This is a genomic window from Priestia sp. JSM ZJ58, from assembly GCF_044383985.1.
In the GTDB taxonomy this organism is placed as follows: Bacteria; Bacillota; Bacilli; order Bacillales; family Bacillaceae_H; genus Priestia; species Priestia zanthoxyli.
Genome location: NZ_JBISEM010000001.1, coordinates 2320003 through 2344188 on the forward strand (window position 1 = coordinate 2320003; position 24186 = coordinate 2344188).

Annotated in this window: 22 protein-coding genes, 1 riboswitch and 1 other annotated feature (1 of these 24 only partly in view); of the genes, 4 read left to right on the top strand and 18 right to left on the bottom strand. The window is 36.9% G+C overall.

The genetic code is table 11. The features are described 5' to 3' along the window. Nucleotides 1-117: 117 nt before the first annotated feature. The gene (locus ACH6EI_RS12375; protein WP_028413301.1) at nucleotides 118-570 is read right to left on the bottom strand and encodes a hypothetical protein; all 453 of its coding nucleotides are present in this window, start codon (nucleotides 568-570) and stop codon (nucleotides 118-120) included. 133 nt (nucleotides 571-703) lie between these two features. Further along, entirely contained in the window at nucleotides 704-1903 is a 1200-nt protein-coding gene (locus ACH6EI_RS12380) for a phosphoglycerate dehydrogenase (RefSeq protein ID WP_013057119.1), read from the bottom strand. A 168-nt stretch (nucleotides 1904-2071) separates the two neighbouring features. Next, a riboswitch (ZMP/ZTP riboswitch) is annotated at nucleotides 2072-2150 on the bottom strand. Between the two features lie 210 nt (nucleotides 2151-2360). Here ACH6EI_RS12380 and htpG point away from each other — a divergent pair. Beyond that, nucleotides 2361-4238 carry a molecular chaperone HtpG gene (gene htpG / locus ACH6EI_RS12385; RefSeq protein ID WP_099331007.1) on the top strand — a complete coding sequence of 626 codons (1878 nt, stop codon included), beginning with the start codon at nucleotides 2361-2363 and terminating at the stop codon, nucleotides 4236-4238. Nucleotides 4239-4268: 30 nt separating this feature from the next. Here htpG and ACH6EI_RS12390 read toward each other — a convergent pair whose 3' ends face one another. The 6 genes from ACH6EI_RS12390 to trhO form a co-directional block, all read right to left on the bottom strand. Then, complete coding sequence (locus ACH6EI_RS12390) at nucleotides 4269-4829, bottom strand: tubby C-terminal domain-like protein (protein ID WP_028413303.1); 561 nt, start codon at nucleotides 4827-4829, stop codon at nucleotides 4269-4271. A gap of 55 nt (nucleotides 4830-4884) precedes the next feature. Then, nucleotides 4885-5691, bottom strand: a complete 807-nt coding sequence (locus ACH6EI_RS12395; RefSeq protein WP_028413304.1) for a DUF817 domain-containing protein — start codon at nucleotides 5689-5691, stop codon at nucleotides 4885-4887. Between the two features lie 148 nt (nucleotides 5692-5839). Beyond that, entirely contained in the window at nucleotides 5840-7276 is a 1437-nt protein-coding gene (gene hpaB, locus ACH6EI_RS12400; protein WP_028413305.1) for a 4-hydroxyphenylacetate 3-monooxygenase, oxygenase component, read from the bottom strand. 140 nt (nucleotides 7277-7416) lie between these two features. After that, nucleotides 7417-7779, bottom strand: coding sequence for a group I truncated hemoglobin (locus tag ACH6EI_RS12405; protein ID WP_025751868.1), 363 nt, complete (start codon nucleotides 7777-7779; stop codon nucleotides 7417-7419). 221 nt (nucleotides 7780-8000) lie between these two features. After that, nucleotides 8001-8858: an SMP-30/gluconolactonase/LRE family protein gene (locus tag ACH6EI_RS12410; RefSeq protein ID WP_028413306.1), complete on the bottom strand. Its 858-nt coding sequence runs from the start codon at nucleotides 8856-8858 to the stop codon at nucleotides 8001-8003. A 221-nt stretch (nucleotides 8859-9079) separates the two neighbouring features. Then, nucleotides 9080-10048, bottom strand: a complete 969-nt coding sequence (gene trhO, locus ACH6EI_RS12415; protein WP_028413307.1) for an oxygen-dependent tRNA uridine(34) hydroxylase TrhO — start codon at nucleotides 10046-10048, stop codon at nucleotides 9080-9082. Between the two features lie 334 nt (nucleotides 10049-10382). Here trhO and ACH6EI_RS12420 point away from each other — a divergent pair, with 334 nt between their 5' ends. After that, nucleotides 10383-11186: an alpha/beta fold hydrolase gene (locus ACH6EI_RS12420; RefSeq protein WP_028413308.1), complete on the top strand. Its 804-nt coding sequence runs from the start codon at nucleotides 10383-10385 to the stop codon at nucleotides 11184-11186. Nucleotides 11187-11351: 165 nt separating this feature from the next. On the opposite strand, the gene ACH6EI_RS12425 is transcribed toward ACH6EI_RS12420, so the two are convergent. The 8 genes from ACH6EI_RS12425 to ACH6EI_RS12460 form a co-directional block, all read right to left on the bottom strand. Next, complete coding sequence (locus tag ACH6EI_RS12425; RefSeq protein WP_028413309.1) at nucleotides 11352-12221, bottom strand: GNAT family N-acetyltransferase; 870 nt, start codon at nucleotides 12219-12221, stop codon at nucleotides 11352-11354. A 125-nt stretch (nucleotides 12222-12346) separates the two neighbouring features. Then, on the bottom strand, nucleotides 12347-13135 hold the full coding sequence (locus tag ACH6EI_RS12430; protein ID WP_028413310.1) for an MBL fold metallo-hydrolase: 789 nt from the start codon (nucleotides 13133-13135) through the stop codon (nucleotides 12347-12349). A 184-nt stretch (nucleotides 13136-13319) separates the two neighbouring features. Continuing rightward, on the bottom strand, nucleotides 13320-13655 hold the full coding sequence (locus ACH6EI_RS12435) for an ArsR/SmtB family transcription factor (RefSeq protein WP_028413311.1): 336 nt from the start codon (nucleotides 13653-13655) through the stop codon (nucleotides 13320-13322). After that, nucleotides 13656-14084 (bottom strand): SRPBCC family protein, encoded by a 429-nt coding sequence (locus ACH6EI_RS12440; protein WP_028413312.1) that lies wholly within the window; start codon nucleotides 14082-14084, stop codon nucleotides 13656-13658. Nucleotides 14085-14272: 188 nt separating this feature from the next. Then, a complete protein-coding gene (locus ACH6EI_RS12445; RefSeq protein ID WP_098112624.1) occupies nucleotides 14273-15292 on the bottom strand; it encodes an STAS domain-containing protein in 1020 nt (339 codons plus the stop codon). 200 nt (nucleotides 15293-15492) lie between these two features. After that, nucleotides 15493-15657, bottom strand: a complete 165-nt coding sequence (locus ACH6EI_RS12450; RefSeq protein ID WP_165573448.1) for a hypothetical protein — start codon at nucleotides 15655-15657, stop codon at nucleotides 15493-15495. 237 nt (nucleotides 15658-15894) lie between these two features. After that, nucleotides 15895-18561: an MMPL family transporter gene (locus ACH6EI_RS12455; RefSeq protein ID WP_098112623.1), complete on the bottom strand. Its 2667-nt coding sequence runs from the start codon at nucleotides 18559-18561 to the stop codon at nucleotides 15895-15897. After that, nucleotides 18558-19019: a MarR family winged helix-turn-helix transcriptional regulator gene (locus ACH6EI_RS12460; RefSeq protein ID WP_033579007.1), complete on the bottom strand. Its 462-nt coding sequence runs from the start codon at nucleotides 19017-19019 to the stop codon at nucleotides 18558-18560. The genes ACH6EI_RS12455 and ACH6EI_RS12460 overlap by 4 nt, the downstream gene beginning before the upstream one ends. 255 nt (nucleotides 19020-19274) lie before the next feature. On the opposite strand from ACH6EI_RS12460, the gene ACH6EI_RS12465 reads away from it, so the two are divergent. Continuing rightward, nucleotides 19275-20483, top strand: a complete 1209-nt coding sequence (locus tag ACH6EI_RS12465) for an MFS transporter (protein WP_098112622.1) — start codon at nucleotides 19275-19277, stop codon at nucleotides 20481-20483. A 66-nt stretch (nucleotides 20484-20549) separates the two neighbouring features. On the opposite strand, the gene ACH6EI_RS12470 is transcribed toward ACH6EI_RS12465, so the two are convergent. Then, nucleotides 20550-21950: an amino acid permease gene (locus ACH6EI_RS12470; protein ID WP_048020877.1), complete on the bottom strand. Its 1401-nt coding sequence runs from the start codon at nucleotides 21948-21950 to the stop codon at nucleotides 20550-20552. Between the two features lie 388 nt (nucleotides 21951-22338). On the opposite strand from ACH6EI_RS12470, the gene ACH6EI_RS12475 reads away from it, so the two are divergent. Further along, nucleotides 22339-22542 carry a hypothetical protein gene (locus ACH6EI_RS12475; RefSeq protein WP_223546605.1) on the top strand — a complete coding sequence of 68 codons (204 nt, stop codon included), beginning with the start codon at nucleotides 22339-22341 and terminating at the stop codon, nucleotides 22540-22542. 171 nt (nucleotides 22543-22713) lie between these two features. Here the strand turns inward: ACH6EI_RS12475 and thrS are convergent, their stop codons facing one another. Then, nucleotides 22714-23931, bottom strand: coding sequence for a threonine--tRNA ligase (gene thrS / locus ACH6EI_RS12480; RefSeq protein WP_397377385.1), 1218 nt, complete (start codon nucleotides 23929-23931; stop codon nucleotides 22714-22716). Between the two features lie 53 nt (nucleotides 23932-23984). Continuing rightward, nucleotides 23985-24186: a binding site (T-box leader), on the bottom strand (it continues 27 nt past the right edge of the window).

The following is a 24186-nucleotide window of genomic DNA, read 5'->3' on the forward strand; positions in this document are numbered from 1 at the left end:
GGCCCTTTCCTTACTAATGCCCTCGTCGACTGCTGGTGTATAAACGGATTGTTTTTTGACTTTATATTCCGATGCTTTTTTTATCCGTCTACTATCCCTTCTTAAAGTAGTAATCACCTATTCTTTTGTAGTCATAAAATGAAGAATCTTTACCTTTTTTTCACAATACTCAATAATTTCATAACAGGTTGTGAGGATATCATGTCTAGACAGTTCTATTTCATCCAATACAAACTTTGAAAGCTGCTTTTGCAGAACCTCCAGCTTTTTGCTGTCTTCTTCATCGATCCACAGTCCTTCCGTAATACATACATCTGCTAGTTTGTTAATAGATTGAGCCGTCCAGTTTAAGCCGGCTGAAGAAACGGTTATTGTCAGTAAATCATTTTTTATAGCTAAAATAACCTGACACACATGGGTATAGGCATCAACTTTCTTTTGGATAAATGCTTTGCGAAGCTCTTGCTTGTATTGCTCTTTCGACATCGCTATAGCTACGACAGACGTAATGAAAGTTCCTGCCAGCGCGATGAGCGACCCTATCAAAATTCCTATCATTTCTCCTGACAAAACGTTCACCTCTTTAAAGGTATTTCTATATGCTATGGGAATGAAGGAAATGATATGAGGATAAGCACCATGTAAAAACAGCCCTAACTTAGAAAAGTTAGGGCTGAAACACTAAAATAGGATGATAACCAAATTAGATAATACGACTTGTAATAATTCCTTCAATTTGACCAATTTTTTCTTCTAGCTCAGGCACAATCTCGTCACTTACTTGATTGTCAATATCGATCATTGTATACGCATATTCACCGCGGCTTCTGTTCACCATATCTGCGATGTTTAAATTGTAGTTTGAGAATACTTGCGTAAGTTGTCCTACCATATTTGGTACGTTGTGATGGAAAGCAGCTACGCGTTTTTTCCCAGTGTAAGGAAGAGATGCATTCGGGAAGTTCACTGAATTTTTAACGTTTCCTGTTTCTAAGAAATTTTTCACTTGACGTGCTGCCATTACCGCACAGTTTTCTTCTGATTCTTGAGTTGATGCCCCTAAATGAGGAATTGGCACAACATTTTTCATGTTCAAGACATTTTGATTTGGGAAATCTGTAATATATCGACCAACTTTTCCACTTTCAAGAGCAGCTTTCATATCTTCTTCGTTTACAAGCTCACCGCGTGAGAAGTTCAAAATATGAACATCTGGTTTCATGATGCTAAACGTCTCTTTATTGAAAACACCTTTTGTATCGTCCGTTAATGGAACGTGAACCGTAATATAGTCAGATGCTGCAAATAGTTCTTCTAGAGACATTGCACGCTGTACGTTGCGAGACAAATTCCAAGCTGTATTAACAGAAATGAATGGATCAAAACCAATTACGTCCATATCTAAATCAAGCGCGTCGTTTGCTACAAGAGCACCAATTGCACCTAAACCAATAACGCCTAATGTTTTACCTTTGATTTCTTTTCCAACAAACTGTTTTTTACCTGCTTCAACTAACTTAGGAATTTGATCACCTTGGCCGTCTAATCCTTTTGTCCATTCAACTCCAGCAAATAAGTTACGAGAAGAAGCCATAATTGTAGTTAAAACCATTTCTTTTACTGCGTTTGCATTAGCTCCTGGCGTATTAAATACAACGATACCTTGCTCCGTGCAAGCGTCCACCGGTATATTGTTAACCCCTGCTCCAGCTCGTGCAATAGCTTTTAAATTTTGGTCAAATGCCATGCTGTGCATGTTAAAGCTACGCACGACAATCGCATCTGGATTTTCGCTGTCGTTGTCAATTTGATAACCTTCTTGATTAAAAACATTTAGACCTTTTTGTGCAATGTTGTTTAATGTTTTGATTGTTTGTACTTTTTCTAATGTTAATGTGCTCATTTTGTACTCTCCTCTGATTATCATCGTAGTTTTACATGTTTTTACCTTTGGATAAAGGAACTTCATTTTTAATTTTTTTAAAAGTCTGGTTTTTTAGCCTACATGTCTGATAACTTCTATATCCTCTCCCCCTAAACAGAAAGAGGTAAGAGATATGTATTAATCCCTTACCTCTGCCCAGGCGAACGGCTACGTCACTATATGCTTCCTCACGGTTATCCGCGTTTCGCCAGTCACATATAGTCTTTGAAATTAAGTATATTCTAGCAAACTCTTTCAGAACGTTCAACCTTTTTTTAAAAGTTTGCTTTTTTCAGTCTAATTTTTAATCTCTTTGGTGAATCTCCTAATATATTGACAAATACCCTAATACATGTTAAATAAAAAGAGTGATTAGCACTCTATCTATTCAAGTGCTAATTATTTTGTAAGCCCTATTTGGAAAGGAGAACTTCTTATGTCAAAAAAAGAATTTAAAGCCGAATCAAAGCGATTATTAGAGATGATGATTAATTCCATCTATTCTCAAAAAGAAGTATTTTTGAGAGAACTTCTATCAAATTCAAGCGATGCAATCGATAAAATTTATTACAAAGCTTTAACAGACGACTCCTTGCGTTTTAACAAAGAAAGCTATTACATAAAAGTAACACCCGATAAAACTAACCGTACCTTAACCATTACGGATACTGGAATTGGCATGACGCAAGAAGAGCTTGAAAGTAGCTTGGGCACAATTGCGCGAAGCGGTTCCCTTGCGTTTAAAAATGAAAATGAAACAAAGGACGGACACACGATTATTGGCCAATTCGGCGTTGGGTTTTACGCAGCGTTTATGGTGGCAGATGTCGTAACGGTGATTAGTAAAGCGTTAGGCAGCGATGAAGCCTATAAATGGGAATCTACTGGTGCTGATGGTTATACAATCGAACCTTGCGACAAAGAAACGGTTGGGACTCAAATCATTTTAAAAATTAAAGAAAATACAGAAGATGAAACGTATGATGAGTATCTAGAAGAGTATCGTTTAAAAGAAATCATTAAAAAGTATTCAGACTTTATCCGCTACCCGATTAAAATGGACATAACGGAAAAACGGCCTAAAGAAGGTTCTGATAACGAGCTAGAAGATTATACAGAAGAACAAGTTATCAACAGTATGGTACCGATCTGGAAGAAAAATAAAAATGAATTGACTTCAGAAGACTATGAGCAGTTTTATTCAGAAAAGCGCTACGGATTTGATAAACCGCTCACTCACCTTCATATTAATGTGGATGGAACGATTCGCTACAATGCTGTTTTATTTATTCCAGAAAATAGTCCGTTTGATTACTACTCAAAAGAATTTGAAAAAGGGCTTGAACTGTATTCAAACGGAGTCTTAATTATGAATAAATGTGCAGATCTTCTTCCAGACTACTTTAGCTTTGTAAAAGGTATGGTAGATTCTGAAGATTTATCTCTTAATATTTCACGTGAAATTTTGCAGCAAGACCGCCAGCTTCAGCTGATTGCCAAAAACATCGGCAAGAAAATCAAAAACGAATTAAAAAGCTTGCTTAAAAACGAACGTGAAAAGTACGAGAAGTTTTATGAATCATTTGGCCGCCAGCTAAAATACGGCGTTTACAGTGACTTTGGCAGCAACAAAGATGTATTAAAAGACCTGCTTTTATTCTATTCTTCTACAGAGAAAAAGCTCGTAACACTAAACGAGTATGTATCGCGCATGCCTGAGGATCAAAAGTATATCTATTATGCATCAGGCGAATCGTACGACCGAATTGAAAAGCTTCCTCAAGCAGAATTGGTTGCAGATAAAGGATACGAAATTCTGTATTTTACAGAAGATATCGATGAATTTGCGATTAAAATGTTAATGACGTACGAAGAAAAAGAATTTAAATCTGTTTCAAGCAGTGACTTAGGGATTGAAGCAGAAGAAGAACAGCTCAATGAGTCTGAGGAAAAAGAAAATAAAGAGCTATTTGACTATATGAAAAAAGCTTTGGCGGGAAAAGTAGGAGATGTGCGCGCGTCTAAACGTTTAAAAACACACCCCGTTTGCTTATCAGCTGATGGTGAAGTAACGATTGAAATGGAGAAAATTTTAAGTGCTATGCCTGACAATCAGCATGTAAAAGCAGAAAAAGTGTTAGAAATTAACGTAAATCATGATGTATTCGCTTCTTTAAAAGATGCATTTGAAAATGACAAAGAGAAACTAGACCTTTATACAAATTTATTATATAACCAAGCTCTTCTAATTGAAGGCTTATCTATTAGTGATCCCGTTGAATTCACAAATGATATTTGTAAAATCATGATATAAAAATCAGGCGCAGAATCATTCTGCGCCTGATTATATGCATGGCATAATAAAAGTAGTTATATAGTAAGAAGCGATAAAAATGGGTACGGGCAGTTCTTCTGTTACTCTTATTGAGTGTTTTCCTTGTTTAAAATGAAAAAGGTCTGATTTAAACTCCGCGACTTTTTCTCTTTTTTGATTAAAAATACATGCTTCCTCTACAGCTTCATGACTACTTAACATGTAGACGTTATTTCCCCATCTAATTTCTTGTGCTCCTTCGTTTTTGATTATTCCTTTACCTAATAGATCCCCCACTGTTTTTCCACTTTCTTTTATCACCCACCGGTGTTTCTTCACGTGATCAATAAACACCGTTCTTCCTTCCCATTGAACTTGTACATGTACCTTTAAGCCGCAGGAAAAGATAGGAAACCAAGAAATAGAATCTAAAACTGGAAGTCCATCACGAGTTACAAAATCAATACTTTTAGTCCACATATTTTTATGCACTCTCTTAAGCTGTCCGACGTTTTCTCCATTTTCATTTGTAACTGCTACGGTCTTCCCCGCTGATTTAAAATAGGGAAGATAAAAGATATATTCTTGCATATAATCCTCCAAAGCTTCTGTACCTCATATTAACAGCGTGTACATAGTTATGTTTCTATCTTTCATATATTTCGTTTGTTTCTTTGGATTTCTTCCTTTGTTTAAATTGGCTTTGATTTTCTTTTAAATGCTTTAGTAAAGCAACAATCAAGAAACTAACAATCACAAGAAGAAGCCAAGAGCTAATTTTACTTATATGAACCATTGTCCATTGCTGCTGTTGATCTGGATACTGCCATGCTCCGAAAAATGTTGCGATATTTTCAGCGATCCAAATGAAAAAGCCAATCAGTACAAAAGACAATACTAAAGGCATGCGATATGTACGTTTGTTAACCGTAAAATATACAAAAGTTCGATAAAAAATAAGTAAAGTAAAAAGTTTTAAAAACCAGCGGAAGTCGTAAATGAAATGATGCGTGAAAAAGTTAAGGTAAATAGTCATACTTAGTATACTGACAATCCACGTAGAAGGCCAATTCGCAAGCTTTAATTCAAGCCTTCTCCACACTTGGCACATGTAGCTGGCTACACTAGCATACATAAATCCGCTGTACAGCGGAACTCCCCAGACTTTAGTGAAAGCTTTTTCCGGATAGCTCCATGAGCCCATATGAACTTTGTAGAGTTCTAACGCTAGTCCAATTAAATGAAATACTGCAATGACTTTTACTTCATCAAGCGTTTCTCGTTTAAACGCCACCATTAAAACTTGAGTTCCTAGACAGACTAATAAAATAAGGTCATATCTAGAAATAAACGGTACTTCAATTATTTTTGTCATGGCCAATGTAAGAAAAATAATAACAGGAAAAACACAAGATTTTGCTTGTTCTAAACCAAAATAGATTAATTGCTTCATTGTAACATCCTATCTTTATAGTATTCCTTAGTATTTTCACAGAAATGATTCCCTGAAAATTATTGCAGATTTTTCAAATTTATTCAATAAGCATCTCCGCTGTTTTTGCAACTAAATTATCATACCCAGCGGAGATCAGTTTTCTCCATTAACTTTTCAAAAAATCGGTGACTCTCTGTACATAGCGCTCTTTATCGTAAGATAAGTACAGATAACTGGTTAACTGTACAGGCTCTCCAAAGAAAAAACGTTCATACAGCGTTTCTCTTGTGCCAAACGGACTCATCGTTAAATCCCATGCAAGTCGAAAAAGCTTAATTCGATCTTCTGCTCCTCTCGATTTAGCTTGCAAATAACGCGTAATATCTTCCTTAACCAATGAGCGGCACGTATTTTCTGTTGGTATTGCCATTAGTCCGCTTGCACCTAAAAGCTGGATAATCTCTGTAAAGGTAGGATATGTTTTTGAAAATATATTTGCGGCAATACGAAGTGTAGTTTCATTCGGACGCATGTATCCCCATGTATCAATCTCCGCTTCTTCTTCTGCTTTCATCACGAGAGCTTTCATCGTTTCTAACGCAATAATAAGCTCCGTGGCTTTTTCTCGCACATGCGGATAGTCCGTAATGTTAATGGTTTCAATCAGAGATTGTACAATTCCTAATACAAACTCTGTTTTGACAATTCTCCTTGAAGTTACTTGATGCAGAGCAAAAGCTGAGAAGGAACTAGAAGCAAGGAATGTATTTGATACGTCTACATTTTCATAGAAAAACACGCGGTTCCACGGTACTAATACATGGTCAAAGACAACAATTGTATCCATTTCTTCAAATCTAGAACTTAATGGATAATCAAACGTCGAATCTTTTCCTGCAAATGATTCTCTACAAATAAATTTAATTCCTTTTGTATTACTTGGAATTGAAAAAGCAAATCCTTTTTCTTTTCCTTGAATGCCCGCTGAAGACAGTACGAGCAGTTCATCTGTCATTCCGCCCTGTGTAGCAAGCAGTTTCGCGCCTTGGATAACGATTCCCTCATTGTTTTTATCAACTATTCTTGCTGCTATCGGTTCATCGTTTTGCTCGTAATAAAATTGGATTCGATTGACTTGAGGATCGATGAATGTATGAGTGAGCGATAAGTCGTGCTCTCTCACATATTCATAATAAGAAATGATGTTTTCAGGAAAGCAATTTTCTGCTCCTCTCAGGAGTTCTGCAGAGGATGCAAAAGCCATCAATACGGTATTCATATAATCTGGACTTCTCCCCATCATACCGTGAGTTAAGCGAGCCCACTGCTGAGTCATCTCTCGCCTCTTTTTTAACTCCTCTTTTGTTTTAGGCTGTAAATAAGATGTACCGACAAATTCCTTAGAAGCCGGAGATTGGTATGTCATGATATCTTTGATTTTTTTATCATGCTGAAGATCATAAAGCTTAGCTTGACTGTTAATGGCTCCTTTAAAAGCCGGATGTTCTGATATATCGCCTGTTACGAGCTTGCCATCAACCCATACATTTGCTTTTAATTGGTTAATTCTCTCTACGTATTGCTTCCCATTAATTGCTGACATACTCCCACTCCCAGACTTTCGATAAATATTTTCACCTATTGCATTTTTATCATATTACGATGTCTTTTCCATGTTTCCTTCATACATCACAGCTTTGAGCATAAAAAAAGAAGGTTACAGTAACCTTCTTTTTTTATGATTTATTTATATTGAATATCATTTCTTAGGGATTCAACTTTACTTAATGCTTGGTCAATATCAGGCTCTTCAACATTAAAGTGAGCAAGTGCATCGTGAAGATGCTTAGCAATTGCATTAAAATGTTCGGGCTGAATATTCATATTTGCATGCGCTTTGGCCATCGACTTTCCTGAATATTGATTCGGTCCACCTAAGGCAAAGCTTATGAACTTGGCTTGATGTCGACGTTGTTTATCCATATCCGTGTGCTCGAAAAAGTGACTAACTGTTTCGTCTTTTAAAACAAGTTCAGAATAAAAATAGTCTACTACTTTTTCAATCGCTTCTTGTCCGCCCACTTTTTCATACAATGTTTGTTCCAAAACAATTCCTCCTTTTGTACCTTTAACCATTGTTACCCAATACAAGTATTCATATTCTTTGAAAGGCTTCTTTATGGGAATTCGTTATCGTCATGTTTTATTCCTCTTCCTCATAATGAATAAAATGTAAAGGGAATGAACGCAGTGCAAAGGAGTTGTAGAAACTGCATTTAATATCTATCGTTACTGGTCTGAATCATTACATTTTGATAAGTGCTGGTCTAATATACGTAAGTATAAGCCGGTAAGCCTTTTACTCCTACTCGGCATGAAAAAAGAGAGCCGGCAGCTTCTTCGTATTTTTCTTCTTCCTTAGCTGTGGTGATAAATAAAGTTTGTAAATCGTCTCCTCCAAATGTACAGCAGGTTACATTGGAAACAGGAAGATGAATAGATTCTATAATTTCTCCTTTCTCTGGATCTACACAAATAACTTTCGAACCTCCCCAAAGCGCTACCCACAGTCGGTCGTGCTCATCAATTGTCATTCCATCAGGAAACCCGTCTATATCTGAAAGGTCAATCAACACTTTTTCATCTTCGAGCCTTGTTGTTTCTTTAGAAAATGAATAAGACATAATTTTATTTTTCGGGGAATCAACCAGAAAGAATTTGTCTCCTCTTCGATTCCAAGCTAGCCCGTTTGACACGCTTAATCCTTCTTTAGCACTCTTAATTACACCTTTTTCATCTACTACGTACAGCTGGGCTTTTCCTTCTTCATCTTCTTCACTCATCGTGCCAATCCAAAAGCGATTATATGGATCACATTTCCCGTCATTAAAACGCATGTTTTTTTCAAGAGTATCTAAACGGATATACTCTTCATGATTCTTTTTGTTTTTATCCACTAAAAGCAGCTGATTACGAGTGGAGACGACCAATTTTGAATGATTGGTTGTAGAAACGCTTGTAACAACTGAAGGAAGATCCATATCTTCTAATGTTGTCGTTTTTGGATCGTACGTAAGAAGTTTTTTATCTAAAATGTCTACTAGCACTAATCTTTGATTTTCTTCATCCCATAGGGGTCCTTCCAGTAAACGTCCATCGTACTTTTTTTCAATTTTCGCTTCCATTTTCAAGCTCCTTTGTTGTTTTTATGTACAACCGTTTTTTAATCGCTTTCTAAAAAATATTCCTTTAAGTATGCAAAACAAAAAAACAGGAATATGTTTCCTTTTTATAAATACCCGTTGCATAACCTTCTCTAAACACTAGGTTATTCTCTAAACACTAGGTTACAAGAGAATCTTTTCATAAAAAAACAGCACGCTGTATATAGCGTGCTGTTTTTTTATTATAAAGTTACGTGTTCGTTTTCTAACTCTTTAACACGTGCTGCAAATTCTTCTTCTGTTAAACCATGTTCTTTTACATAGCGGTTACGGGGACTTACTCGGCATTCATGTGAACAAGCGCGTAAATATTTGTGTTCGTTTTCTTCAGAAGCTAAGATTTTCTTATTGCATTCTGGGTTTGAGCAGTTAACATAACGTTCGCAAGGCTCGCCGGTAAAGTGATCCTTCCCGACAATCACATGCTCTTTTTGGTTAACTGGTACGCTGATGCGCTCATCAAATACATAGCACTGACCATCCCATAGTTCACCTTGTACTTCTGGATCTTTTCCGTATGTTACAATACCTCCGTGAAGCTGGCTTACATCTTCAAAACCTTCTTCAAGAAGCCATCCAGAGAATTTTTCACAGCGAATACCGCCTGTGCAGTACGTTAAGATTTTTTTATCTTCAAACTGATCTTTGTGGTCGCGAATCCATTCAGGAAGCTCACGGAAGTTTTGAATATCCGGACGAACAGCTCCTCGGAAGTGGCCTAAATCGTATTCATAATCGTTTCGTGCATCGATTACGACCGTATTTTCATCTTGCATCGCTTGATAAAATTCTTTTGGGCTTAAGTAATTACCCGTTACGCGAAGAGGATTCACATCTTCTTCTAATCGAAGAGTTACTAATTCTTTGCGGTGACGCACGTGCATTTTTTTGAACGCATGTTCATCTGCTTCGTCTATTTTAAATACAATACCTTCAAAACGAGGATCATTTTTCATCGTTTCCATGTATTTATCTGTTTGTTCAACTGTTCCTGATACTGTTCCATTGATCCCTTCAGCCGCAATTAAAATGCGTCCTTTTAGTTCAAGCTCTTTACAAAATGCCAAGTGCTGAGCTGTGAACTCTTCAGGATTTTCAATTGGAGTGTACAAATAATATAGTAGTACTTGATATGGTTTTCTTTCAGTCATGTTGCTTCTTCCACCTATCTGTTTATATTTGCAAGATATAATGCATGTAGGTCGGTTATTGTGAACCGAATTGATGGTAACAATTCATTACTTAAAGGTACATTACGACAAAAACAACATCCTTTTTATGAGGATGCTTCTATCTAAAAAGTATTACAGTGAATGATTGTTTCAAAAACATACAGTATTTAAGCCTGTAATAGTATAACATATCAAGGCGAACACTTCTAGGATTTGTTTTTTTATGAACATTTTCTTGCGGAGATACGTTCTACCTGAGCTTTTCTGCGCATACATGATGAGATATGAACCTTTGAGATTGGAGACGGAAATGATGCCTTTTTATACATTAAAAGACGGTGCAACTTTATACTATGAAAAACAAGGGGAAGGAACACCTATTATTTTCATTCACGGAGTTTGGATGAGCAGTCGTTTTTTTCACAACCAGCTTTCTTTTTTTTCGAAACAGTATCAAACTATTCTTTTGGATTTAAGAGGACATGGAAATTCAAGTCATACTCCATATGGTCACACAATTTCCACTTATGCTCGCGATGTGCATGAGTTTATAAATAATAATCGATTAAAAGACGTCATATTAGTAGGCTGGTCGATGGGTGCTTTTGTTGTGTGGGAATATTTGAAACAATTTGGTGAAGAAAATGTAAAAGGGAATATTATTGTAGATGAAATGGCTTCAGACTTTAAATGGTCAGACTTTCCAATCGGTGCATTTGATTTACCTGCCCTTATTTCGCTTATGCAAGGTATTCAGCTTGATCGAACAAGTACATTAGAAAGTTTTATTCCGCTTATGTTTAAGGATGAATTAACTGAAAAAGATAAACATTGGATTATGAAAGAAGTAACGAAAATGCCCGAGTCGATAGCTAGTGCTATTTTGTTTGATCAATCCATTGTGGATTATCGAGAATTCCTCCCGTTTATTACAATTCCTACTTTACTGTGCTTTGGAAAAGAAGAAAAACTCATTCCTGTAGCGGCTGGAAGGCATATTCAAAAGCTGGTTTCAGGTTCTGTACTTGAAGTTTTTGAGAACAGCTGTCACTGCCCTTTTCTCGAAGAAAGCGATCGGTTTAACAAAGTTGTGAGTGATTTTATCGAGCGCATCTAATTTACAACAAAAAAAGAATTGCCTTGTTTCTAACGGATTCGGTTGATAGAAAGAAGCATAAGTTAGAACTACAAATCAGCAATATAAATGGTAAGTAAAAGCGCTCGAAAAAAATCCGAGCGCTTTTACACTTAATGTTCTCCGCCCTCATTGAACTTAACTCTTTTACAGTTTGAGGCGATAACTTATAAGAATATCTTTTGGTTCAAAACCAACTTTCATATATACTCGATTTGCTTGACTATTTGCTCTATCAACGGTTAGTTTAATTTCATTAATTTGTGGAAATGAAAACATCTCTGTTAAAACTTCCTTTAACAACCTCGTTCCTAGACCTTGACTCTGAGCATTCTTTGAAACACCAATATACTCCAATGAAGCCTCTCGCATTTCAGTATCGACTTCAAAGTACGCATAGCCTTGCAACTCATTAGACATATTTTTAAGTATCTTTAACATATTTCTATCGTTAAGTCTCTCAATAATTGTTTTTCCATCATAATAAGTATTTTGAAACATTGCGTTATGCAGCATTTCAAATGCTTGAAAATCACTATGTTTAAATGGCTCGCTTTTCATTTCAATAACTTTATCAAAATTTTGTTCTTTAATTTCTAAGATCAAGTGTTCACCAGTCTTTTTTGCTTTTATTTCATTCATAAATACTTGTTGCAGCTCATTTTCTTCATTGATAAAAAAATGAAATTCTTGGATCAAAGGATTTTCATTAACTAACTGTTTCCATAATTGAGATTGCAAATCAATAGAAGATGTTTTATTAAAAGGTCCCCACACTTCTGCTACCATTTCTTCGATATCAAATCCAATAGCCGCTAAAATTTCTCCTGTCCTATTTCTAGCGATTAAAAATTTAATATCACCCTCGTCACTAATAAAATCTTCTTTTAATGTCTGGTAGATTTCTTCTTCTTTTTCACCACAATAACCAATATGTGATGTTTTCTGACTATTTTTTTCTAATAGAAATCGAGATAATTCACCGAGGTTATTTGGTTTTTCTATAATAGCATCCATAACACTATCCCCTTCTTTAGCTCCAATTTAGTGTCGTGTTCGTTCCTACTTCAAGCTATCCCTGCTTATTAACCCCTTTTACCTTCCTAGTTTGAAATTATTATTCTATAAGATATTAATTAATCTCAACACAAATAAGGTAATGAAATCTCGCGTCCGTCATAGGCAAAGCTTACGTTTTTATCTAAAAGCATCTCAGCGTGCTTTGGGATATCAATATTGTGTGATAAATGAGTGAACACCATGTTTTTTGCTTGTAGCTTCACTTTAATCTCCATTGCCTCTGTCACATCATATACGGATCTTTTTTCTTTTTGAAGATATTCTTTCCAAAAAGATGTACCGAATATCAGTAAATCTAAGTGGTAAAAAGGCTCCCACTGTTCTTTTGTCACATTAAAAGAATCGGATACATACGCCCAGCGTACGCCTTGTTTTTGATGAACCACAATGCCGTAGGAATGACCGTTAAATCCGTGATTCACTTTATGAAACGTAATGGCCGTTTCTCCGCTTTCCCACTTTAACGTGCCATTAAAAGTAAGCCCTTTTCTTTTTGCGAGATAAGGAAATCTTTTGATTAACTCGCTGATGACTTCAGGGGCTGCTACGACTTCTGTACTTACATTATTCCAGTAGCATAAGTCGGCTAAATCCCCTAAACCAGCAACATGATCATTGTGAGGATGAGTAATAAACACGGTAGAAGGGATTTTTTTGTTATTGTATAAATGAAATTGATGTTTAAAATCAGGTGATACATCAATCAAACACACGTTACCGTCCAGTGTGAACTGTGCACTAGGTCTTGTGCGCTGATTTAATGGATCTTTTTGCGTGCATACTTTACAGTCACATAATAATCGAGGCACTCCTTGAGCATCGCTCGTCCCATAAAATAAAAGCTTGTTCATTGCTCTGTTTCCCCCTTTTTTTCTTCTAAAGGTCTATCTTTTTATTTTAAGAAATGCCCTATGGTGTTCTGCATCTTTCTTTTATTTGTCCTTCTAGAATAAAACCAGCTTTTATGTAAAACAGCCAGTCTTTTTAACGACTGGCTTTGCTATATTCCTTATAAAAAACGTTTTTATGCTTTTTCTATTGATTTCTTTCTTCGTCTCTTTCAACAATATGCTGAAGAATAGATAATTTGTTTGTCCAAAATTGTTCGTAGTAAGAAAGCCAATCTTTTATTTCTTTCAAAGGCTCTGGCTGAAGATGATACACTTTTTCTCTGCCTTTTTTTTGTCCATGGACTAGGTCTGCTTCTGAAAGTATATGAAGATGCTTGACAACAGCGGTACGGCTTATTGAAAAATGGGACGTTATTTCTGAAATAGGCAATTCTTTTTCAGAAAGCAGCTCAAGTACTTTTCTTCGAGTAGGATCAGCAATGGCTTGAAAGATATCATGCTTGGCAGCTGATGAAGTCATTTAGTTTTCAACAACCTTTCGAAGTTTTTCATTCACGAGACTAGTCCACCCGTAGCTCATTCTATCTCGTACCACTGAACTCTTTTCGTTTGCTTTTTCAAGAAGTGTTTCAGCTTCTTTCCAGCCGCTATGAATAAGCGTAAATTCAGTTTGATTACCCATTTCTTTTAAGGTAAACGAAACGACCCATCCATCCGTATCCCAAGAGAAAGAAAGATAGTTTGGTGCATCTATTTCTAATACTTTGCACGGAGATGGTCCAAAAGGCGATTGCAAATGAAATTCATATCCTACCAGAGGCTGAAAATCATTAGGCATGAACCATTGTTGGAGCCCTTCTGCGGTTGCTACTTTATCCCAAACTTTTTGAATCGGCGCGTTAAATATTATCGTCTGTTTTACATCTTCTACTACACTTTTATCATTCATCGTTGTCTTCATTCTCCTTTTCCAAATATAACACCAAAAGGTGTTATATAAAAATAATATAACACCTTTTGGTTTCGTGTCAATTCTTCTTTTAAAAAATGAAATCCTTCAATACATTTCCGTTCTTCGATAAAGAGATTTGTTATGATGTTGAATGAGTGCATTTTGTTATATTTAAAATATATCTTTTAAACGATGCTTCGTCCGCTTTGTGCCAATGCATAATGAATGCCGTGCTGCAGTGTTTGAAAACAATCATATTTTGATAAATCAATATGAGTCTCTGATATAACTAAGCCTAAGTCAGCAGAAATTCCTACTAAAATGGTTTTTGTACCAATCAGGGACGCTGCTGCACCTAATTTTTCGATAAGACTTGCCGTATATTCAGTAAGTTCTTTATCCAATCCGGTTAAATCCAGCACAAGATAATTAGCCTGATGTTTTGGGAGGTTATTTAATGTATTGACAATCAAATCTTCCGTTCGATCCTCGTCGTATTTGCCAATCAAAGGAACGACGACTATGCCTTCCAAAACGGGAATAATAGGAGAAGACAGCTTTTTAATAAGATCTTTTAACTCTGCTGTTTTTTCCGCTACAATGTTTTGCAAATGTTCTATTTTCTGCGCTTCTTTTCTTCTCGCTAATTGATGAATATTTTGAGTGATATCAATGTTGGAAGGGAAGTATTCTACTGTGGTGCATTCATGCCCTTCTATTTGATGTTGAATCACCTTGTACCAAATATTTGTTCCGAATAGTCCTGTAAAAATCCCTGCATAATGGGCCGGAAGAAAATTTCCTCCCATTGTTTTCTTTTGCGCCACGTTAATTTTATGTTCCCAACTGTCTTTTAATTCAGCAGATAGAGTTTTACTTTCAGGATTTAAATATTTGATAGTTGTTTTTCCCCATCCAGCCGAAGCGTATGTATTTGTAATTAACTCAGCCGCTTCAAAAACCGTTACGCCCTTCATGTTTTGAAAGTACTCTCCTACTACTAATCCTTGTCGAAAACCAGTAGTTTCCAGTACTACCGAAGCTGCCTCTTCTCCAGATATTTCTTCGATTGTGTCAAACAATGTTTTCATCGCCGAAGAAATCCAAAAAAGAATCGCATCTTCTCCTTCAAAGCTAAATTTTCCTTTTTCTAAATCCCAAGCAAAACTAAGACCACCTATATCAATATTCTTTTTTTCACCCATGCCGGAATCTCCTTTTTATATAATCTCTCTACTATAGTGGTTTTTACGTAAAAGTGAGTATGAATTACCTTGGATGCTGCTTTTTTTAATCTTATCATTATTAGCTCTAAAGGAACAATTCTTTTCAATCTACTGAGCTTGTAATAGTGGTGAAATAAAAAAAGCTTCTATTTTATGAAGAAGCTTTTCGGCTGAATTATTTAGTTTTCCTCATTCCCCTGACAGCTCGGACATTCATAAACGTGCACAAAATAAAGCCCAACATGGTGAAAACGTTTTCCTAAGCAGTCTGGACATGTGCCTGCTTCACGCATTTGTTCGCGTCGTTTTTCTCGCTGATTAGCTAAAAGATTTACAAATTTCATTAAAAAGACCTCCGCATGTTTTTGACTATAGGTTTTCCTAGTAGGAAGCCTTTTATTCGACCCGGTATATTTATCACAGCGCCTGCTTGAGTTTACTTTTAATCATGCTCAAGTTTTCTAATAGCACAAAAAAAAGGATAGATAAAGCAGTCTCATGACGCTCATCTATCCTTCATTTTTACTCTATCTAATGCTTAACGTTATATCTGATTGTTGATAAAATCCAGCATATATAAGTTATTCTTCTACTTTGTATTTTTCTTTTTTTCGAAGAAACGGCCACCAGTTTCCTTCTCCAAGCGTCACGACAATCGCTGGCATAAGAAGCGGAAGAATAACAAGACCATAAAGTAAAAGACCGATGATAACAACTGTTGCTACATGAACAAGCGTTAATACACCTGATGGCATCATAGCCCCAAACGTTCCGGCTAGGATAATAGCGGCAGTAATAATAACCGACCCCATCTTACTCATAGACGTAACCATGCCTTCTGCTACGCCGCTTTTCACTTCTTCGTTAAAACGGTCTAACAAGAAAATAGAATAGTCAATTCCAAGAGCAACTAAAATAACAAAACTAAAGAATGGCACGGCCCAGCTGATTCCGTCATTCCCCATTATATCCACGAATAGAAGCTCTGAGATTCCCATTGCTGTATAATACGTAAGCAACAGTGAAGCAATCATGTATACAGGCATGATCATTGAACGGAATAAAATGGTCAAAACAATAAACAATCCAATCATCATAATAACCATTGTGCGTGAAAGATCCGTTGTAGATAAATCTTTTAAATCCGCATTTGAGCTCGATACCCCTCCGTACACAATTTCTGTATGCTCAAACGGCGTATCAACGACTTCGCTTGCCACCGCTTTTTCAATATTTTTTACGGTTGAAATGGCTTCTTCAGAATATGGATTTTGATCGAGCACTACGCTGAGCTTAACTCCTTTTCCATCTGCAAAAGAATAGTTGTCGATGGATTGTTTAAACCCTTTATCTTTCATCACTTCTGCTGGAAGATAAATACCCGTATCTCTAACTGTTGAGCTGTCACTCATGTTATCAAGCATACCTGTTGCTTTTGTTAAGCCATCTGAGATTTTCGTTAGCCCATCATTTGCACTATCAACACCTTCTGCTAATTGATTGATACTGTCTGATAGGGTTCCGACTTGGCCTTGCTGAGCTGAAAGATTCTCATTTGCTTGTTGAAGACCGGTTTGAATGGTAGTAAGCTGTTTGCTGATTGCTGCAAGCTGAGGAACCGCTTGCTGCACATTTCCTGTTGTAGAGAGCTGAGTGCTGACAAGCTGCAGCTGTTGATTAACTTGAGCTAATCCGTCTGCGGCAGGTGCAAGTGACCCGCCAGATTCTTTAGAAGCAGAACCCGTTTGGTCGGCTATTTGATTTAGCCCTTTTTCAATATCACTTAATCCTTTTTGTACATCTCCGATTCCTTTAACAGCATCTTTGATTCCGTCTGATACAGAGCCCAGCTGTGAATTAACATATAAATCATCAATCTTTTCTCCCGTAGGCTGTGTGATCGTCATAACAGAATCCACGTGATCCACTTTTTCAATTGCTTTGCTTATATTTCCTAAATACGGAATAACATCCGCCTTTGTTAACTCTTTATCTCCTTTAATAATAACATTGACAGGAAATGCTTTTCCTTCTCCCAGTGCGTCACTGATAGCATTTAGTCCTTTTATAGATTTATAATCACTGCTTATTTCAGCAGTAGAATCAAACGATACTTTTGAGTCATACGTTACAATAAAAGGCACGGTAATAATCGCTGTAATGACTAAAAATACGAACGGTCGCGCTACTGCCTTTCTTCCTAAAAACCCCCACAGCTTATTATCGCTATGAGAAGCCACTTTTTTAGACGGCCAAAATAATTTTTCTCCAAGCGTAACCATAAAAAGTGGCAGCAAGGTAAATAAAATCACTAGCAGCACACCAACTCCCACTGCTACGCCAACGGCCGATTGGAAAATAGCAAACTTGGCAAATCCGATGGCTGCAAAACCAATAAATACGGCAATTCCGCTAATGAATAACGTTCTTCCTGCTGTACGGTAAGCCGTGATCGTGGCTTCTACTTTATCATGTCCGTTAGCCAATTCTTCACGGAAACGGTTAAGTAAAAGAATGCAGTAATCCGTACCTATTCCAAACAAAATAGCTACTAAGAACGTTTGCGTGAACGTTGAGATTGGAAAATCGACATTTTTAACTAAAATACCTAGTAACGATTGACTGATTAAGTATGTGATTCCCACAATTAAAATAGGAATAAACGGCGTCACGACTGAACGGAAAACGAGTAGAAGCAAACCTAAAATCAAGAAGATAGTAATAAACTCGGTTTTCTTTAACCCTTCTTCTGAACTGTGTGCAAAATCCTGATTAATAAGAGATGCACCTGTTACATATGCCGTAACGTCTTTTGGCACGCTGTCATAAATCTGATTCGCTATTTTTTCAACTTTTTCATCCGATCCACTGACAGTAACCGGAACTAAAACGGTTTTTTTGTCTTTAGACATTAATTGGTTACGAACATCTTGATCATCTGTTAAAGGCGTTGTAACATCTTTTACACCTTTAATTTTCTCTGTCTTATCAATGATTTTCTGTATCTGTTTCTCACTATCTTTATCTAATGCGTTATCTAGCTTGATCACCATGCTGATGGTGTTACTGTCTTCCCCGGCATTTTTGAGAATTTGGCTGGCCCTAGATGAAACGGCATCATCAGGAAGCTGAGACTGCCCTTTTTCACTTGCGAGCTTTGTTAAATTGGGTGCCGTTAGCATCAATATGACCGTTAAAGCTAAAATAAAGGCCGCAATCACCCATTTAAATTTCACAATAAATTTCATTTTTTGCTTTCCCCTTTTATAGTTAACTTTTCTTTTGCCATTGTAAGAATTTCAATAAATGTATCTATTTTTTCTTCTTCTACATCATCAAACAAATTCTCAATGATACTAAAACACGCGGCATTTCCGTCATGTATTACCTTTTCTCCTTCAGCCGTAATCTTAATAAGCTTAGAACGTTTATCGCTCTCTAGTTCATTAGTGTCCCACTCCACAAGCCCTTTTTCGAGCAGTTTTTTAATTCGATTCGAAATGGCACTTTTATGAACACCTTGCAAGACAGCGAGACTGCCAGGTGAAGATGGACCTTTAATCATTAAACTATTTAACAAATCAAACTGCTGCCTTGAGACATGTTCGAAGAGGTTATGGCTCAGCTCTCTGTGAATGACTTCTGTTCCTACAAACAGCACTTCTTCAAAAAGTTCTACAGCTTGATATAACTTGCTTTTCGTCACTTCTTTCCCTCCTTTGCTCATTTAGTTTATAGGTATAAACTATTCAACTTTAAAAATAGTTTATAGGACTAAACTTTATTCTGTCAATAAATTTATGTCTGACTGTCTTCATATATGATAAAGATAAACGGAATCCCAAAAGATACCGCTTACATCAGCTTTTTTGGTTGTCAAAGCTCAATCACTTAAGTATTATTAGTAATTGACTTCTTTTCAAGGAGATATAAATTTTATACACAGAAAGGGTGATCACACATGAATACAATGCATGCTAATGAGCAGGTCAGTAAGAAAGATTCCTTTCCAATTGCTCTTATCTCGTTGACTCTTGGAGCTTTTGCTATTGGAATGACGGAATTCGTTATTATGGGGATACTGCCTAACGTTGCAGAAGACCTTCATGTTAGCATTTCGACTGCTGGTCAGCTAATTACGGGCTATGCTTTAGGAGTAGCGATTGGCGCGCCAATTTTAACCATTTTTACTCATCGACTTCCTCAAAAGCTTCTGCTTTGTTTACTCATGCTTTTATTTATTCTCGGAAATGCGATTGCTATTATTGCACCTAACTATGGAATTTTGATGGGAGCTCGTTTAGTTACGGCGTTATGTCACGGTACTTTCTTTGGAGTAGGCGCTGTTATTGCTTCACGGCTCGTACAACCGCATAAGCGAGCAAGTGCTGTTGCAACGATGATGGCAGGTTTAACCATTGCAAATATTATCGGCGTTCCTGTAGGAACATTTATTGGCCAACACTTAGGTTGGAGAGCTTCGTTTGGGGCTATTACCATTATGGGAATCATTGCATTTATCGGTATTATTCTGTTTATCCCAAAGCTTGGTCAAGAAAAATTAACGGGTCTAAAACAGCAGTTTGCTGCTTTTAGCCAACCAAAACTTCTTGTGATGCTTCTTTTAAGTGCAATAGGGTGCGGTAGTTTATTTACTGTATTTACGTACATTACACCGCTTCTTGAAGACGTTACGGGAGTAAGTGAACACAGCGTTACGTGGATACTTGTATTGTACGGATGCGGCGTTACGCTTGGAAATGTTGTTGGAGGAAAGCTTGCAGATTGGAAGTTAATGCCTTCGGTTGTAGGTATATTTGCTTTTCTTTGTATTGTGCTGACTATTTTTACGTTTACTGTCAAAAGCCCAACAGCCGCGATTATCACGCTGTTTTTCTGGGGAGCAGCAGCATTTGCTGTAATGCCTGGTATTCAAGTGAAAATTATGAACTTAGCACAGGAAGCACCTGCTTTAGCTTCTACTTCGAATCACTCATTTGCTAACTTAGGAAATGCTTTTGGCGCCTTTTTCGGAGGCGTAATTATTAACCATATGGGACTTACTTCACTTCCTTGGGTTGGCGCCATTTTTGTAGGAACGGCTTTTGTTATTAGCACTTGTCTGTTTATTGTGGAAACACGCAAAAAACATAGTGAACAATCGTCCTAACTGTCTAACAACTGAACAAAAAGCAAAAAAAGAGCCTTTCTTGGATGAAAGGCTCTTTTTCTGCTTCTAACTCGCTTTTTTCATTTCTTTACTTGTTAATCGACTGTGTTTACGAGAATAACCTATATACACAAATATACCAAGCACAATCCATATGCTAAAATATAGCCATGTTGTTTTAGGAAGATTAATCATTAAAAATAAACAAGATAATACAGATAAAATTGGTAAAACCGGGACAAACGGCATTGTAAATCCACGTTTTAAAGTTGGGTGCGTTTTGCGTAAGATGATAATGCTGACGCCCACCATACCGAAAGTTAAAAGGGCTCCGATATTTGCTAAATTCGCAAGTTCTTTTAAATCGATAAATCCTGAAATTAACGCTCCGATAATTCCTACTAGCCAAGTGGAGAGAGTCGGAACTCCCGTTTTCTCATTTGTTTTAGCAAATGCTTTTGGTAGCAAGCCGTCGCGGCTCATTGAGAATAAAATTCGTGTTGCTGCATAAATGTAGGCGAAAATAACAGCCATAATCCCAATGACAGCTCCTGCAGCAATAACTCCTGCCACTGCATTTTGTCCTACTGAATGAAGAACATAGGCCATTGCTTCTGGAACATTCAGTTCCTTGTAAGAAACAACCCCTGTCATAACAAGGCATACCGCTACATAAATAATCGTGCAGATCACGAGTGAACTAATAATTCCAATTGGCAAATTGCGCTGCGGGTTCTTTACTTCTTCTGCTGATGTAGATAAAGCATCAAAACCTAAGAAAGCAAAAAATACGGCCGCTCCCCCTGTCACAACCCCTTCAATTCCATAAGGCATAAAAGGAGTCCAATTAGACGGCTTCACATAAAAAGCCCCTACAATAATAAAGAGAAGGATAATAAATAATTTAACAAGCACCATAAAATTATTCACTTTTTTACTTTCTTTAGTTCCCCTTGAAAGCAGCCATGTAATAAGAAGGGTAATACAAATAGCAGGAAGGTTCACCAGGCCTCCATTTGCAGGGATCGTAATCAATTCTTTTGGGAGTGAAAAACCAAAGCCTTCTAAAAAATTATTAAAATAAGAAGACCATCCATTTGCTACTGCTGACATCGTTAATAAATAGACGGAAAGCAATGTCCATCCCATTAAGTGTGCTACCACTTCGCCGATGGTTGCATATGTATAGGTGTAAACGCTCCCAGATACAGGTATAGTTGAAGCAAATTCCGCATAGCACAGCGCTGCAAAACCGCATACAATAGAAGCCAGTATAAAAGAAAAAATAACGGCTGGCCCCGCATCGTTAGCAGCTACTAAGCCTGTTAAAACTAAAACCCCCGTTCCTATTACGGCTCCAATACCAAGAAGAGTCAAATCGAATGCCCCTAATGTTTTGACTAGAGATTTGTTTTGACTTTGTTCTAATAATTGCTCGATTGACTTCTTTTTAAATAGTTTTCCCATTGCACTCTCTCCTCTCTGTTGCCACTCATCCATTAAAAAACTTAAAAATGACGTCTTTTCCTATTTGACTACGCGTTTTTACTTCAGATACAGAAGTAATTATATAGAAATAATTACTAACTTGTCTATTAGTATACTAATATCATTATATATATTTCAAGAGTTTTTGTAAGCGATTTCTTAATCTCTATCTATTTTGGCTTTATCAACTAAATAAAGAAATCATCATTGTGATTATGTATAATAAGTTTGAATAAAATTAATATTCTAAAAAATAAATTGGTTCATTTTCAGATAGTTTTTTCGCCGCCTATCTTCAAATATAAATTCCTGACATAGGGATTATTTACAGAACGATGAATGTTTTACCTTAACGGGTGTTATAATGATGAAAACTGAAGTGTATGAAGGGCGGAGAGAGATGCTTAACTTACTTATTGGCTGTATTTTACTAGCATTAGGAGTGTACTTTATGTTTAAATTTCTTTTTTATTCTCCTTCTAAAAAGAAGCGAGGTCAGCAACCTATGAACAAATTGTCAAATGAAGATTCAGCTTCCCCCCGTACAAACGATTCGAATGGAACAAGATAATTTTTTTTATAAAATACCGGCGTTTGTCTAAGGCAAAAGTTATACTGCTGATATATATTATCTTATACCCTTCTAGTTCAATATTCCCTTCATTTTGGTGTAAGACAAGATGAAGGGAATCACTATCCGACTTAAAAAATCGGATTTTTCTATTTAGCAAGGTAAATGGCTTCAATAAACTCTGTTTGAATCCATTTCTTTATTCAAGTGTACAGCTGCCTCTTCAACACTTACTGTTCCAATGTTTTTCTTCCCATGCTTTCGCATAGCAAGCGATTTATTTTCTACTTCTTTATCTCCTATTACGGCCATATAAGGAACTTTGAGCATTTCGGCTTCTCTAATTTTCAGACCTATTTTTTCAATACGATCATCCACTTCAACACGATACCCTTGTGACTCCAGCTCGTGTTTCACCTTGTATGCATATTCCACATGCGGCGGTGCAATAGGCAAAAGCTTAAATTGAACAGGAGCCAGCCAAAGAGGAAATTGACCTTCATAATGTTCAATCAAGATGGCCATAAATCGTTCAACGGAACCGTATATAGCGCGGTGAATCATTACGGGACGGTGCGGTTTATTGTCCTCTCCAATATACATACAGTCAAACTTCTCTGGCATTAGAAAATCAAGCTGAACTGTTCCGCACTGCCAGCTGCGGCCTAGGGAATCTAAAATATGAAAATCGATTTTCGGCCCGTAAAAAGCTCCGTCTCCTTCATTTACCTGATAGTCTAAGCCTTTTTCATTTAGCACCGATTGAAGCGACTTTTCTGCTTGATTCCATGTTTCAATATCTCCCATAAATTTTTCAGGACGTGTGGATAGCTCCACTTTGTAATCAAAGCCAAAATGTGAATAAAAGTCATGGATAAACGCTAGAATGCGGCTAATCTCAGCTTCGATCTGACTGGGTTCTACGAATAAATGAGCGTCGTCCTGTGTGAATGACCGAACTCTTAGTAATCCGTTTAAAGAGCCAGAAAGCTCGTGGCGATGAACTAACCCGAGCTCCGCGTATCGAACTGGAAGTTCTCGGTAGCTTCTTCGCTTGCTGTTAAACAATAAAATGGCTCCCGGACAATTCATCGGTTTAATCGCATAGTTTTGTTTGTCAACATTTGAAAAATACATATTTTCATGATAGTGCTCCCAATGCCCTGATTGTTCCCATAGCTTCTGTTTCATCATGATGGGTGTTTTTATCTCTTGATAGCCTGCTTTGTAATGCTTTTGTTTCCAGTAGTTTTCTAACTCATTTCGAACAATCATTCCGTTAGGTAAGAAAAACGGCATACCAGGAGCTTCTTCCATCGACATAAACAGCTCCAGTTCTTGACCTAATTTTTGATGATTTCGTTTTTCTGCTTCCATTTGTTTTGACATGTTCATTCCTCCAATATGTTTTTATTCAACAAAAAAACCGCACTCATCCCTAATAAAGGGACGAATGCGGCCGTGGTACCACCCTAATTCCGTAAAATACCTATACGTATTTTACGCTTAAAAAGATAACGGTTTTACCGGTTGCAGTTTCAGTGTATACACATTCCCCGCCGCAGCTCCAAGGTGGTAAATTCATTTCGTTTTCTAAGGGTTCTCAGCCAGTGACCCTACTCTCTGTAAAGAAAATCCAAAAAT

What these genes read in the sequence shown, in the direction of transcription:
- ACH6EI_RS12450 (WP_165573448.1), bottom strand. Translation starts at nt 15,657, where the DNA reads ATGAAATTTGTAAATCTTTTAGCTAATCAGCGAGAAAAACGACGCGAA.
- htpG (WP_099331007.1), top strand. Translation starts at nt 2,361, where the DNA reads ATGTCAAAAAAAGAATTTAAAGCCGAATCAAAGCGATTATTAGAGATG.
- ACH6EI_RS12465 (WP_098112622.1), top strand. Translation starts at nt 19,275, where the DNA reads ATGAATACAATGCATGCTAATGAGCAGGTCAGTAAGAAAGATTCCTTT.
- ACH6EI_RS12475 (WP_223546605.1), top strand. Translation starts at nt 22,339, where the DNA reads ATGAAAACTGAAGTGTATGAAGGGCGGAGAGAGATGCTTAACTTACTT.
- ACH6EI_RS12435 (WP_028413311.1), bottom strand. Translation starts at nt 13,655, where the DNA reads ATGACTTCATCAGCTGCCAAGCATGATATCTTTCAAGCCATTGCTGAT.
- ACH6EI_RS12395 (WP_028413304.1), bottom strand. Translation starts at nt 5,691, where the DNA reads ATGAAGCAATTAATCTATTTTGGTTTAGAACAAGCAAAATCTTGTGTT.
- ACH6EI_RS12380 (WP_013057119.1), bottom strand. Translation starts at nt 1,903, where the DNA reads ATGAGCACATTAACATTAGAAAAAGTACAAACAATCAAAACATTAAAC.
- trhO (WP_028413307.1), bottom strand. Translation starts at nt 10,048, where the DNA reads ATGACTGAAAGAAAACCATATCAAGTACTACTATATTATTTGTACACT.
- hpaB (WP_028413305.1), bottom strand. Translation starts at nt 7,276, where the DNA reads ATGTCAGCAATTAATGGGAAGCAATACGTAGAGAGAATTAACCAATTA.
- ACH6EI_RS12425 (WP_028413309.1), bottom strand. Translation starts at nt 12,221, where the DNA reads ATGGATGCTATTATAGAAAAACCAAATAACCTCGGTGAATTATCTCGA.
- ACH6EI_RS12430 (WP_028413310.1), bottom strand. Translation starts at nt 13,135, where the DNA reads ATGAACAAGCTTTTATTTTATGGGACGAGCGATGCTCAAGGAGTGCCT.
- ACH6EI_RS12390 (WP_028413303.1), bottom strand. Translation starts at nt 4,829, where the DNA reads ATGCAAGAATATATCTTTTATCTTCCCTATTTTAAATCAGCGGGGAAG.
- ACH6EI_RS12455 (WP_098112623.1), bottom strand. Translation starts at nt 18,561, where the DNA reads ATGAAATTTATTGTGAAATTTAAATGGGTGATTGCGGCCTTTATTTTA.
- ACH6EI_RS12410 (WP_028413306.1), bottom strand. Translation starts at nt 8,858, where the DNA reads ATGGAAGCGAAAATTGAAAAAAAGTACGATGGACGTTTACTGGAAGGA.
- ACH6EI_RS12470 (WP_048020877.1), bottom strand. Translation starts at nt 21,950, where the DNA reads ATGGGAAAACTATTTAAAAAGAAGTCAATCGAGCAATTATTAGAACAA.
- ACH6EI_RS12445 (WP_098112624.1), bottom strand. Translation starts at nt 15,292, where the DNA reads ATGGGTGAAAAAAAGAATATTGATATAGGTGGTCTTAGTTTTGCTTGG.
- ACH6EI_RS12440 (WP_028413312.1), bottom strand. Translation starts at nt 14,084, where the DNA reads ATGAATGATAAAAGTGTAGTAGAAGATGTAAAACAGACGATAATATTT.
- thrS (WP_397377385.1), bottom strand. Translation starts at nt 23,931, where the DNA reads ATGTCAAAACAAATGGAAGCAGAAAAACGAAATCATCAAAAATTAGGT.
- ACH6EI_RS12420 (WP_028413308.1), top strand. Translation starts at nt 10,383, where the DNA reads ATGCCTTTTTATACATTAAAAGACGGTGCAACTTTATACTATGAAAAA.